Source organism: Streptosporangium album, assembly GCF_014203795.1.
Classification (GTDB): domain Bacteria; phylum Actinomycetota; class Actinomycetes; order Streptosporangiales; family Streptosporangiaceae; genus Streptosporangium; species Streptosporangium album.
Genome location: NZ_JACHJU010000001.1, coordinates 1 through 12,829 on the forward strand (window position 1 = coordinate 1; position 12,829 = coordinate 12,829).

The 12,829-nt window shown below is 69.8% G+C and carries 11 protein-coding genes; 7 read left to right on the plus strand and 4 right to left on the minus strand.

What is annotated here, in order from left to right; genetic code table 11:
- Window positions 1-158 precede the first annotated feature (158 nt).
- Window positions 159-1,220, minus strand: coding sequence for a hypothetical protein (locus FHR32_RS00005; RefSeq protein ID WP_184751776.1), 1,062 nt, complete (start codon window positions 1,218-1,220; stop codon window positions 159-161).
- Between the two features lie 207 nt (window positions 1,221-1,427).
- On the opposite strand from FHR32_RS00005, the gene FHR32_RS00010 reads away from it, so the two are divergent.
- Entirely contained in the window at window positions 1,428-3,638 is a 2,211-nt protein-coding gene (locus FHR32_RS00010; protein ID WP_184751778.1) for a thiamine pyrophosphate-dependent enzyme, read from the plus strand.
- Window positions 3,639-3,676: 38 nt separating this feature from the next.
- Here FHR32_RS00010 and FHR32_RS00015 read toward each other — a convergent pair whose 3' ends face one another.
- From FHR32_RS00015 to FHR32_RS00025, 3 genes are read right to left on the minus strand one after another with little or no spacing between them, the layout of a single operon-like run.
- Window positions 3,677-4,819, minus strand: a complete 1,143-nt coding sequence (locus FHR32_RS00015) for a magnesium and cobalt transport protein CorA (RefSeq protein ID WP_312881751.1) — start codon at window positions 4,817-4,819, stop codon at window positions 3,677-3,679.
- A 19-nt stretch (window positions 4,820-4,838) separates the two neighbouring features.
- A complete protein-coding gene (locus FHR32_RS00020) occupies window positions 4,839-5,315 on the minus strand; it encodes a nuclear transport factor 2 family protein (protein WP_184751780.1) in 477 nt (158 codons plus the stop codon).
- The gene (locus FHR32_RS00025) at window positions 5,312-6,250 is read right to left on the minus strand and encodes an amidohydrolase family protein (protein ID WP_184756274.1); all 939 of its coding nucleotides are present in this window, start codon (window positions 6,248-6,250) and stop codon (window positions 5,312-5,314) included. The genes FHR32_RS00020 and FHR32_RS00025 overlap by 4 nt, the downstream gene beginning before the upstream one ends.
- Before the next feature lie 81 nt (window positions 6,251-6,331).
- Between FHR32_RS00025 and FHR32_RS00030 the strand changes: the two genes are divergently transcribed.
- The 6 genes from FHR32_RS00030 (at window position 6,332) to FHR32_RS00055 (ending at window position 12,808) form a co-directional block, all read left to right on the plus strand.
- The gene (locus FHR32_RS00030; protein ID WP_184751782.1) at window positions 6,332-7,045 is read left to right on the plus strand and encodes a M50 family metallopeptidase; all 714 of its coding nucleotides are present in this window, start codon (window positions 6,332-6,334) and stop codon (window positions 7,043-7,045) included.
- A gap of 260 nt (window positions 7,046-7,305) precedes the next feature.
- Window positions 7,306-7,956, plus strand: coding sequence for a sensor histidine kinase (locus FHR32_RS00035; protein WP_184751784.1), 651 nt, complete (start codon window positions 7,306-7,308; stop codon window positions 7,954-7,956).
- Between the two features lie 147 nt (window positions 7,957-8,103).
- On the plus strand, window positions 8,104-10,740 hold the full coding sequence (lanKC, locus tag FHR32_RS00040; RefSeq protein WP_184751786.1) for a class III lanthionine synthetase LanKC: 2,637 nt from the start codon (window positions 8,104-8,106) through the stop codon (window positions 10,738-10,740).
- A gap of 4 nt (window positions 10,741-10,744) precedes the next feature.
- Complete coding sequence (locus FHR32_RS00045) at window positions 10,745-10,876, plus strand: SapB/AmfS family lanthipeptide (RefSeq protein WP_184751794.1); 132 nt, start codon at window positions 10,745-10,747, stop codon at window positions 10,874-10,876.
- 39 nt (window positions 10,877-10,915) lie between these two features.
- Window positions 10,916-11,050, plus strand: coding sequence for a SapB/AmfS family lanthipeptide (locus tag FHR32_RS00050; protein WP_184751796.1), 135 nt, complete (start codon window positions 10,916-10,918; stop codon window positions 11,048-11,050).
- A 75-nt stretch (window positions 11,051-11,125) separates the two neighbouring features.
- A complete protein-coding gene (locus FHR32_RS00055; protein ID WP_184751798.1) occupies window positions 11,126-12,808 on the plus strand; it encodes an ABC transporter ATP-binding protein in 1,683 nt (560 codons plus the stop codon).
- Window positions 12,809-12,829: the final 21 nt, after the last annotated feature.

A 12,829-nucleotide genomic window follows, 5' to 3' on the forward strand; every position in this document is an offset into this window, starting at 1 on the left:
GGCAAGGCGGAGGTGCTGTCACACTGGGGTTGTCGACGAGAACATCGCCCCGCCGGGACACGCCCGGCCCACGGCGGCACGAGAGCGGCCCGGGTGCTCGAGCACCCGGGCCGCCGCCTGTCAGACCCGCTCACCGGGAGCGGGCCTCGATCTCACCGTCAGCGCCTGTAGACCCTGACGTAGTCACTCCCGCTGGAGTCGCCGTAGAAGTCGCCGTCACCTCTGAAGACGAACTTCCAGTAACCGGACCTGTAAGTCTTGGCCTTGGTGTAGAGGTTGCCGCTGCCGTTGGACCACGTCGTCTTGACGTAGCTCCACCGGTGCGAACCCTTGGCCTTGAAGTACAGCGCGACCTTGGCGCGGTAGCCCTCCCAGCCCGAGTCGTCCACCTGGAGCTTGCCGGTGAACCGCAGATACCGGCCGTAGCGGACGGGCTCAGGCGAGGCGTTGAACTTGATGATGCGGCTGTCCGCGCGCTCCGGCTCCGGCTCCGGGTCGCCGACCGTCACCTGGTCGGTGTCGCTCACCGACCCGTGGGCTCCGCCGTTGCCGTCGAACTCGGCACGCCACCAGCCGGTGGCCTCGGCCTTGACCTTGGTCGCGAACCAGCCGCTGCGGCTGGTGCGGACCTTGGCGACGTGCCGGTAGGCGTCGGTGCCCCTCTCCCGGAAGGTGATCGTCACGGGCTGGTCGCCGTACTCCCTCCAGCCGCCGCTGTCACGCAGCAGCCGGCCGGAGACCTCGAGGACATCGCCCCTGGTGACGTTGTCGGGAGAGGCGTCGAAGTCGACGATCTTGGTGTCGAGGGCCTTCCTGAGCTCGACACCGAACTTGCCGCGCGTCGAGTCCTCCTTGCCGTCGCCGCTGTGGGCGATCGCGAGGAAGCTCCACTGCCCGGTGGTGCTCTTGGCGTCGAACGACTTGGACGCCGTCCACTTGGTCTCGATGCCGTGCGGGCTGGGCTTCAGGTCGAGCGAGGTCCAGGCGCTGACGCCCGGCGCCTTGACCTGGAGTTCGGCCTTACCCGCCGCCTTCGTGGTGAAGCTGAACGTCGCGCTGACCGGCGACCCGGTCACCACGACGGGGCTGGGGTTGATCTCCACGTTGGAGATGACGGGGTCCGCCGAGGTTCCCGCTGCGGCCGTCGCGGAGGGTGCCAGAGCAAGCGCTCCGGCTCCCATGGCCACCGCGACGACGACGGCTCGGGTGCGTTGCAACATCTGGGTTGTCCATCCTCCCCATTGGCTGAACGCGGCATGAGGGTGCCACGTCACTTCTCTCAAGTAGACGCAAAGAAGAGGCAATTGGTTGATAGATCTGACAAGTTGTTATTAATAGCTGTCGAATAGGACCGTTCCACCGTCTCCACAGACCCAAAGGAGCCAAGGTTGGGGACGGGAGCGACCAGGAGGGACATAATTAGGGGTGTGGCGCGCGACACGGTTGAGACGCATTTCACCGAGGCGGTGGCCGCCCTCTCTCCGGGGGCCCCGCGTGATCCCGGGCTGCCCGTGCGGGAGGGCACGGGCCTGACCGGCGCTCGCTGCCGCGAGCTTTTCGAGTTCCAACTGGGCAGCAGGCTCCTGGACGTCACCGCGCGCCGGCTGCGCGAGCAGGACGAGGGCTTCTACACCATCGGCTCGGCCGGGCACGAGGGCAACGTCGCGGTCGCCGCGGCGGTGCGCGACACCGACCCCGCCCTGCTGCACTACCGTTCGGGCGCCTTCTACCTGGCCCGGTCGGCGATGGCGGGGCGCCTGCCCGAGGAGGGACTGCGCGACGTCCTGCTCGGCCTGACCGCCTCGACCGAGGAGCCGATAGCGGGCGGCCGCCACAAGGTCTTCGGCCACCCCGACCTGGCGGTGATCCCGCAGACCTCCACGATCGCCAGCCATCTGCCGCGCGCCATGGGCGTGGCCTTCGCCATCGAGCGCGCCCGCCAGCTCGGCCTGCCGGGCGCATGGCCCGCCGACGCGATCGCGGTGTGCAGCTTCGGTGACGCCTCCGTCAACCACGCCAGCGCCCTGTCCGGTCTCAACGCCGCCGCCTACGGCTCCTACCAGGGGCTGGGGATGCCTCTGCTGTTCGTCTGCGAGGACAACGGCCTGGGCATCAGCGTCCGGACCCCGGACGGCTGGGTGGAGGCCGCCCGCCACCGGATGCTGGAATACTTCACGGCCGACGGCTGCGACCTGGCCGACATCCACGACGTGGCGAGAAGCGCCGCCGACCACGTCCGCACGCACCGCTCCCCCGCCCTGCTGCATGTCAGCACCGTCCGGCTGATGGGCCACGCCGGATCCGACGTGGAGATGTCCTACCGGACCAAGAGGGAGATCAACGCCGACCTGGAGCGCGACCCGCTCGTCGCCACCGCCCGGCTGCTCGTCGAGGCGGGGCTGACCACCCCCGACGAGCTGCTGCTCCGCTACGAGACGACGCGAGAACACCTGTTCAAGATGGCCATGGAGGGTTCACGGCGGCCCCGCCTGACCTCGGCCGCCGACATCATGGAGCCGCTGGCCCCCCGCACCCCCAAGGCCGTCGCCCCGGCCAGCACGGTGGCCGGACGGTCCAGGGAGAAGGCCTTCGGCGGCAGGCTGCCCGAGGAGGAGGGACCGCTCACCCTCTCCCAGGCGATCAACCGCACCCTCGCCGACGCCCTCGCCGCCCATCCCGACGTGCTGGTCTTCGGCGAGGACGTGGCCCGCAAGGGCGGCGTCTACGGTGTCACCCGGAGCCTGCAGAAGCGCTTCGGCGCGGGCCGGGTGTTCGACACCCTCCTCGACGAGCAGTCCGTGCTCGGCCTGGCACTAGGGTCAGGGGTCTCCGGTCTCCTCCCGGTGCCCGAGATCCAGTATCTGGCCTATCTGCACAACGCGCTGGACCAGATCCGGGGCGAGGCCGCGACGCTGTCGTTCTTCTCCCGCACCGCCTTCCGCAACCCGATGGTGGTCCGCGTCGCCTCCTACGCCTACCAGAAGGGCTTCGGCGGCCACTTCCACAACGACAACTCCGTCGCCGCGCTGCGCGACATCCCCGGCCTGGTGGTGGCCTCTCCCGCCCGGCCCGACGACGCGGCCTCGATGCTACGCACCTGCCTGGCCGCCGCCCGCACCGACGGCAGCGTCTGCGTCTTCCTCGAGCCCATCGCCCTCTACAACACGCGTGACCTGTTCGATCAGGGCGACAACGGCTGGCTCTCGCCGTACGCGCCACCGGCCCGCTGGGCGGAGACGCACATCCCGATCGGCCGAGCCCGCAGCTACGGCGACGGCCGCGACCTGACCATCGTGACCTTCGGCAACGGGCTGCGGATGAGCCTGCGCGCCGCGGTCAGGCTCACCGCGGAGGGTTACAGCTGCCGGGTCCTGGACCTGCGCTGGCTGTCACCGCTCCCGACCGACGACCTGCTGCACGCGGCGGAGCTGACCGGCAAGGTGCTGATCGCCGACGAGACCCGCCGCACCGGCGGCGTCTCGGAGAGCATCGTCGCCGAGTTGATCGACGCCGGCTTCACCGGCAGGATCTCCCGGGTGACCTCCGCCGACAGCTTCATCCCGTTGGGTGAGGCCTCCAGGCACGTGCTGCTCTCGGAGGGCGAGATCGAGGACGCCGCCCGCAAGCTGCTGGGCTGAGCCGTCACGGGTGACCTGTCTGCCGAGGGGCCGGCCCCCTACAGCCAGTCGCGGCGCTTGAACACCAGATAGAGGGTCACGCAGACGCCTGCCATCAGCAGCACCGCGAACGGATAGCCCAGGGCCCAGTGGATCTCGGGCATGACGTCGAAGTTCATGCCGTAGATGGTGCCGACGAGGGTGGGGGCGAAGAGGATGGCGGCCCAGGCGGAGATCTTCTTGACCTCCTCGTTCTGGGCGTTGCTGGCCTCGGTGAGGTTGGTCATGTGCTCGTTCTGCGCCTGGGCGACCATGGTCGAGTTGACCACGAGGATGTCGTGGAGCATCTGGCGGAATCCACTGACCCGCTCCGCCACGGTGATCGCGTGATCGGCGACGTCGCGCAGGTATCTCTGCAGTTCCTGGTCCACCCCGTATTTGGCCGCCCCCGCGATGAACCCCTCGATCATGCCGAGCAGCGGCCGGGTGGCCCGCTGGAACTCGATCACCTCGCGCGAGAGCTCGTAGATGCGGCGGGAGACGCCGGGCTCGTTGCCGAAGACCTGCACCTCGATCTCGTCGATGTCGTTCTGCAGGCCCGCGACGACCGGGGCGTAGCCGTCCACGACCGCGTCCATGATGGCGTAGAGCACCGCCTGCGGGCCCTGGCCGAGCAGTTCGGGGTCCGCCTCCATCCGGCGGCGGACCTGCGACAGGTCGGGGGCCTCGCTGTGCCGTACGGTGATCACGAAGTTCTGGCCGACGAAGACGTGCAGTTCGCCGAAGCCGACCTCCTCGGTCTCGTCCAGGTATCTGGCCGGGCGGAGCACCACGAACAGCGTGTCCCCGTAACGGTCGGCCTTGGGCCGCTGGTGGGCGACGATGGCGTCCTCGACGGCCAGTTCGTGCAGATCGAACTCCTCGGCGACGTTGAGGATCACCGCCTCCTCCGGGCGGTAGAAACCGATCCAGGCCATGCTGTCGGGGGTGTTCTTCAGGCACGCGAAGGCATCGGGCAGCGACTCGGGGGTGGCGGTCCGCCGCCCGTCGACATAGATCGCGTTGTCGATGACGAGCGACCGGGGTGTGGACGGCTCGTCACCGGCGGAACGCGGGTCCATCGACCGTTCGGGAGAGTCGCGGGTGCCCCCGGAACGCCCGCGCATCAGGCTCCGCACGCCACGCACTCGCCGATCAGCCACCTCTGCCTCCTCGTTCCGCTCATCTCGCGTCGATGAACTCCTCAAGCGATCGCATCGCCCTACCCCGTATCGTCGCCCGGAACATCGGGGTCCAGCCGAAGAAGAGTCCCACCGGCCTGCCCAGGGCCATCTTGGACCAGTGCTTGAAGTCGAATTCGTCATGATGCCGGATGATCAGCCCGTCCTCGAACCTGAACAGGGCGTCGACCTCGTTGACAACCTGCCTGGCCGTCTTGCCGAAGGCGTAGCGGGCGGTCCAGTGCGCCGCACCGTCGTGGTCGCGTGCCGCGACGTCCCGGACGGTCACCTTGATGTCGCCGTCGCGGCCGAGCAGCATCCGCCACATGCCCATGACCCGGGCGCGGCCCTCCAGGTCCTGGAAGACGGGATCGCCGAACGTGACATCGGGGTGGTAGCACCGTTCCATGGCATCGGGATCACGGCGCGCGAAGGCGTCGTAGAAGCTCCGGATGAGCGCGGTGTTCTGGTCGTTCACGCGAGTCCCCCTGGTCGTCGATGTCCCGCTGGCCGAGTGTATTCGGAGGCGAAGTCGAGCAGAGTGGCGGCGCTGTCCCAGCAGACCGCCCGTAGCCAGTCATCGCCGAGATCGAGGCGTTCCAGGGCGTGGAGCTGGTGGGCGTATGGGTAGGGGATGGTCGGGAAGTCGCTGCCGAGCAGGACCTTGCCCGCCAGGCCGAGATCGCGCAGGCGTGGCCGGAGATGGGCGGGGAAGGGCATGCGGCGCTCGGAGAAGTCGGTGAAGGTCATCGTGGTGTCGAGCCGTACGTTGGCGAAGGTCTCGGCCATCGTGAAGAACTCCTCGTACTCCGGCATGCCGAGGTGCGCGACGACGACGGCCAGGCCGGGGTGCCGGGCGAGCACGCCGGCGATCGGCGCCGGGCCGGTGCAGCGGCCGGGGAGGGGGATCGAGCTGGCGTGGACGACGACGGGAACGCCCCTGTCCGCCAGCAGCCCCCACACGTCGTCGATCTCCTCAAGGCCGGGGTCGAAGTCGCCCACCTGCAGGTGGACCTTGAAGATGCGGGCTCCCCGGTCGAGTGCGTCCCGCACATAGTCGAGGACTCCAGGTTCGGGGTAGAAGGTGGCCGACGGGATGCATCCCGGAGTACGGCGGGCGAAGTCGAGCGTCCAGGCGTTGAGGTCGGCCGCCATGCCGGGCCGGTGCGCGTAGGCCAGGGCGGGGAACGCCCGCACACCGAGGTCTCCCAGCAAGGCGACCCGTTCCTCGGCGGGCGCCCGGTAGTGGATCGGCCACCCCGCTCCCATCAGCGGGCCGCCGTGCTCGAAGTGGTGCCAGACCCTGCGTTCCATGCGCTCGGGGAGGAAGTGAACGTGCACGTCGGCCAGGCCGGGCAGGCCCAGCCTCCGCCACCAGGCGGGGACCTCGGCGTCCGCCGGTTCCAGAATCATGCTCTGCACGCTCTGACTTTATCCTCAGTGCACCGGATGTCGTGGGACGCTTTACTCCGGCGCTGAAAGGAGAGGTGACCGTTGTCCGAGGTGTGGGTGACCTTGACCACGGCCCAGGAGGCTCCACCTCTCTGGGTCGTGCTGCTATCCGCGCTGACCGCCCTGGCCGTGGTCACGTGGTCCGCCTCGTGGCATGTCTCACGGGGCCTGGTCACGATCGCGCACGAGGGAGGGCACGCGCTGACGGCGCTGCTCACCCGGCGTACGCTTCAGGGTATCCGGCTGCACTCCGACACCTCGGGTGTCACCCTGACCCGGGGCAGGCCCACCGGGCCGGGGATGATCCTGACCGCCGCCGCCGGATATGTCGCACCGTCCCTGCTGGGGCTCGGCGGGGCGTGGCTGACCTCCTCCGGCTACGTCGCGATCCTGATCGCGCTGGTGATCGTGCTGCTCCTGTGCATGCTGGTGCTGATCCGCAACCTGTTCGGCGTGGTGAGCCTGCTGGCCACCGGCGGGGCGATAACCGCCTTCACCTGGTATGCCCCACCCGACATCGACGCCGTCCTCGCCTACCTCGCCGTCTGGTTCCTGCTGCTGGGCGGCGTGCGGCCGATCGTGGAACTGCAGCGGAAGCGGCGCCACGGCCGCGCCCCGGACTCCGACGCCGACCAGCTCGCCCGGCTGACCTTCCTGCCCGGCGGCTTCTGGGTGCTGCTGTTCCTGCTGGTGGCGGCGGTCTGCCTGGTCTACGGCGCCTACCTCCTGGTCCCGTTGCCGCCCGGCTTTCCCTGAGCGTCCGTTCCGAGTCGCGGTGTCCCCTGTGAAGGCGGGAGCCTCCGCGCCCGAGGTGGCTCCGGCCCCGCCCATTACGGCGGTCCCGGCCCGTGCCGTCGTTCTTCGAACCGCCTTGACCGCCGTGGAGTACTCTGTTTTTCATTGACAGTTAAACGATTTTTTAAGTTTATGGCCCTACGCCTCCCCCCGACGAGAGTAGGTCGATGCCGCCCGCACTACACATCTCCGTAGCGGTTATAGCGGCAATTATCCTGACATTGCTATGCGTTACCGTGGTCCTGCTCCTGCGGATCAGGCGGCTCCGCGCCGAAAAAGAGAGGGCTGTCGTCCAGGCGCACGAGGAGTTCGCCCGGGATGTGCACGACCTGGTGGGGCACTGGCTGTGGCTGGCCTCGATCAAGAGCGAGCTGGCCTACCGGCGGGCGGCCGGCGACGCGCGCCTGCGCGGGGATCTGGGTGAGGCGCTCCAGGCCGTACGGCATGCCGCGCACGCCGTCCGCAACGTCTCCACGATCCACCGGCAGGTGTCCCTGCAGGGCGAGAGCACGCGGGCACAGACCCTTCTCGCGGGCCTCGGAGCCGACTGCTCGGTCCGGGTGGACGCCACCGGCCTGCCCCGTGAGGTGAGCGCCACGCTGGGAGCCGTGGTCCGCGAGGGTGTCACGAACATGATGCGGCACAGCACGGTAAGAACCTGCGTGATCGAGCTGGACGCCCGTGGGGGCCCGCTGCGGCTGACCGTCACCAACGACGGCGCCCCCGGCCGGAACCCGCGGCCGGCGTCCGGCGACGGGCTGGGCAATCTCCGTGACCGCGTCGCCCGGGTCGGGGGCACGGTGCGTGTGATCACCGGTGAGGACGGCTGGTTCACTCTGATCGCCGAAGTGCCGCAAAAATTTTCCGAATAAATTTCACTTCCAACACAAAAGCGCAGGTAGCGCACATCTTCATGATTAGGCCTGTGAAGTTTGCATGTATGAGTAGTTGACTTTGTAACTAGTCATTTCTCGGGTTATCCGTAATTCTCTCTTCTGGAAGACAGCAGGGAGATTGCCGTGAATGACCAGTATGAGCTTTATTGCCTCGCGGACCGGCTCTTTTACGACACCCTTGACGGCCGCCGGGGCGACCACACCGACTTTCCGCTCGCCGTACGGGACGTCCCTGACGGCTGGGAGCACCAGGCGACCGACACCTGGATGCACTACGCGCCTCTGGCCACCCGGACGCCGCCGCAGGGTTGGAAGATCCACGTGTCGGCCTGCCTGGAGGACGCCGAGCGGGCCATGGAGGCCGTCTGGGACTACTGCGTGGCGCGGGACATCGCGTTCAAGTTCCTGCGCAACCGGCCGGTCATGACGATGCTGAACTCCAAGGCCGCGGCACGCGGGTCCAGCGGCAAGCTTGTGACGATCTACCCCCTGGACGAGGCACAGCTCGAGCTCACGCTGAAAGAACTCGACGAGCTGCTCCGGGGTGTCAAGGGGCCCTACATCCTCAGCGATCTCCGTTACGGCCAGGGGCCGCTCTTCGTCCGCTACGGCGGTTTCGTGGCGCGACGGTGCCTGAGTGAGAACGGCGAACGGGTGCTGGCCATCGAGGACGCCGACGGGCGGCTGGTGCCCGACGTGCGCGAGCCCGCCTTCAGCCTGCCCTCCTGGGTGACGCTGCCCGAGTTCCTGGAGCCCCACCTGGCGGCCCGCAACGCGGTGACGACCAACGACCTGCCGTACACGATCGAGAGCGTCATCCAGTTCTCCAACGGCGGAGGCGTGTATCTCGGGCGGAACCTCGGCACCGGCGAGCGGGTCGTGCTGAAGGAGGCGCGCCCGTACGCCGGGCTCGACGCCGCCGACCGCGACGCCGTGACCCGGCTGGCGCACGAACGGGACATGCTGGAGCGCCTGGCCGGGCTGGACGCGGTGCCGGCCCTGGTCGACTACTTCACGCTCGGCGACCACCACTTCCTGGTCCAGGAGTTCGTCGACGGCAATCCGCTGCAGCGGCTCCTCGTGCAGAGGTATCCCCTGACCCGGGCGACCTGTGACCGGGAGACCATCGCCGAATACACCTCGTGGGTGCTCGACGTGCTGCCCAAGGTCCGGCAGGCGGTCGAGTCCCTGCACGGGCGGGGCGTGGTCTTCGGCGACCTGCACCCCAACAACATCCTCCTCACCGCAGAAGGCCGCCTGGTCCTGATCGACTACGAGGTCGCCACCCTCGCCGAGGACCGCGGCCGAGCCGCCCTGGCGCACCCGGCATTCGGCCCGCCACCCGACCGGCAGGGTGTCGAGATCGACGTCTACGCCCTCGCCTGCCTCTGCCTTGGACTGTTCGCCCCCCAGCTCACGATCATGCTGCCGCTCGACCGGGCCAAGGTGGTCCAGCTCGCCGCGCTCGTCACGGAGACCTTCCCCGTGCCACCCGAGGTGGTCGAGGAGGCCGTCCGGACCATCACGGGCCCCGCGCCCATGACGGTCCGGCCGATCCCCAGACCCGGCCTTGACCCGTGGCCCCAGGTCAAGGCGGCGATGGGCCAGGCGATCATGGCGAGCGCCACCCTGGATCGGGAGGACAGGCTCTTCCCCGGTGACGTGGCCCAGTTCCAGCCCGGCGGGGGGATCAACCTGGCGTACGGCGCGGCAGGTGTGCTCTACGCGCTGGAACGGTCCGGGATGCGCCGCTTGCCCGAGCACGAGGACTGGCTGCGCAGGAAGGCGCTGGCTCCCGACCCGGGAACGGGCATCGGGTTCTACGACGGACTCCACGGTGTGGCCTATGTCCTGGACCTGCTCGGACACCGTCAGGACGCGCTCGACACGGTGGAGCTGTGCCTGCGGGAGAAGGGGGACGCCCTCCAGCTCGGCCTGTTCGGCGGGCTCGCGGGGATCGGGTTGAACCTGCTCCACCTGGGCGTGACGGCCCACGAGCGAGCCCTCATCGATCTGGCGTTCCAGATCGTCGACATCTGCGCGGACCGGCTCGGCGGCCCCGAGGATGTGCCCGAGACCAGCGGCGGCGCCGATCCCCGCGCGGGACTGATGTACGGTTCGTCCGGCCCCGCTCTGCTCTTCCTGCGCGCCTACGAGCGGACCGGCGACACCTCACTGCTCGACCGGGCGGCCGTGGCGCTCCGGCAGGACCTGCGGCGCTGCGTCTCCAGCGAGGACGGCACACTCCAGGTCAGCCAGGGCTGGCGCACCCTCCCCTACCTGGACGAGGGCTCGGTGGGCATCGGCCTGGTCCTCGCCCGCTACCTGGCCCACCGTGACAACGAGGACTTCCGCGCCGCGCTCGGTGGCCTCCGGCTCGTCACGCAGGGCCGCTACTTCGTCCAGCCGGGGCTGTTCACCGGCCGGAGCGGCATGATCGCGGCCCTCGCCGCGGGCCTGGGGCCGGCACCGCACGACCCCGACATCGACTTGGCCGAGCAGATCCACGGGCTGGGCTGGCACGCGCTGCCCTACGGCGACGGGCTGGCATTCCCCGGCGACCAGCTGCTCAGGCTCTCCATGGACTTCGCGACCGGCACGGCCGGAGTCCTGTTCGCGATGAGCACCGCGCTGCACGACCGGCCGGTGTTCCTCCCCTTTACCGAGCCGCCCGGCGGCACAGGCGCCCTGACCGTGGCATTGCCTGTGCATGGATCCGCCGAGCGTCTCCGCTCCCACGAGCTACTGAAGGAGGTGTAACTACATGGTACTTCTCGACCTCCAGTCCTTGGAAGCCCCCACCGGCGGCGGTGGCGGCGGTGGCGGCAGCACGCTGACCGTTCTGGGCTGTCAGTCCTACAAGCCGAGCAACCTGAGCCTGCTGCTCTGCCACTAGTCCCTCTCCGAACGTCTTTCCAAGAAGTGAGGCAATCCCATGGTTCTTCTCGACCTCCAGACCCTGGAGACCCCCGGCGGCCACGGCGGCGGCGGCGGTGGCGGCAGCACCCTGACGGTCCTGGGCTGTCAGTCCTACCAGCCCAGCAACCTGAGCCTGCTGCTCTGCCACTAGTGAACTGAGTGCCCGGGACGGCCAGCGACGGCGGCCGTCCCGGGCACAGCCCTTTCAGCGAAGGAGGACCGACAGGTGCGGACGGCAGATCGGCTGGTGGCCCGGACCGTACGGCGCGGCGGCCCCTGGCTGGGTGTCCTCGCCGTCACCTGCGTCCTCGGCGCGTTCGCCGAACTGGCGCTCCCGCTCGTGCTGGGCAGGACGGTCGACACCCTCGTCGCGGCCGATCCGGCGAGCACAACCTGGCTGGGCGCCTGTGTCGCGATCGTGATCGTGACGGTGCTCTGCGACACGCTCGGCGTCTGGGGCGCCGGAGCGAGCAGCGCCCAGGTCTCGGCATGGCTCCGCCACCGGACCCTGCGGCACGTTCTCGGGGTCGGTCCCGCGATGACCCGCCGGTTCCCCGAAGGCGACCTGGTCACCCGGATAGGTGTGAACGCCGAGGAGGCGGGACGCGCGCCGGAGGCGGTCGTCACCGGGACGGCGCTGCTCATCCCCACGGTGGGCAGCCTCGTGGCGCTCACCCTCATCGACTTCCGGCTGACCCTGACCCTGGTCGCGGGCCTCGCCCTCATCGCGCTCGTGCTCCGGGCCTTCTTCCACGTGAGCACCTCCATCGCCGGTGACTACCAGGAGGCGCAGAGCGACATCGCCGCCCGCCTGGTCGACGCCCTGGCGGGGGCCCGGACGATCGCCGCGGCGGGCACCGCCGCCCAGGAGAGGTCCCGGGTGCTGACCGCACTCCCCCGGCTCCGCACACACGCCATGGACATGTGGCGGGCCAACGCCCGAGCCGGCGTCCAGGCCGGTGTCGTGGTGCCGCTGCTGGAGGTGGCCGTGCTGGGCGTGGGCGGACTACGCCTGGCAGGCGGTGACCTCACGGTCGGCGAGCTGTACTCCGCCGCCCGTTACGTCGTGCTCGGAGCCGGCCTCGGAGCCGCGCTGAGCCACATCAACCGCCTGGCGCGGGCCCGCGCGGCCGCCGGCCGGGTGGTCGAACTACTCGTCGAGAGACCGAGGACGTACGGTGGACGCCCCCTGCCCACCGGCCCCGGCACCCTGGAACTGCGTGGCGTCACCGCCGACGGCCTGGGTGGCACCGGCGGTGTCGACCTCGTCGTCCCCGGGGGATGCTCGGTAGCCGTGGTCGGCCGGTCCGGCGCCGGCAAGTCACTGCTCGCCGCCCTCGCCGGCCGTCTGACCGACCCCCTCAGCGGGACGGTCACCCTTGACGGCGTGCCCCTGCCCGGCCTCTCCCCGCGGGCACTGCGCCAGGCCGTCGGCTACGCCTTCGAACGCCCCGTCCTGATCGGCGACACCATCGGCGACGTCATCGGCCTCGGCCTCGACGCCCCCGGCCCGGAGACCGTGCGCGCGGCCGCCCGCGCGGCGTGCGCCGACACCTTCGTCCGGCGGCTGCCGTTGGGATACGACACCCCGGTCGAGGACGCCCCGATGTCCGGTGGGGAGAGGCAGCGGATCGGCCTGGCCCGCGCCTTCGCGCACGGGCAACGCCTGCTCGTCCTGGACGACGCCACCTCCAGCCTGGACACCGTCACCGAGCGCCAGGTCAGCAGGGCGCTCGCCGGTGAGCTGCGCGGCCGTACCCGCCTGATCGTGGCCCACCGGGTCGCGACCGCGGCGGCGGCCGACCGGGTGGTCTGGCTGGACCGCGGCCGGGTGCGCGCCTACGACACCCACCGCACGCTGTGGGACGATCCCGACTACCGGGCGGTCTTCACGGTGGACGCCCCGTGAACCGCCCCCCGGTCCCGCCGG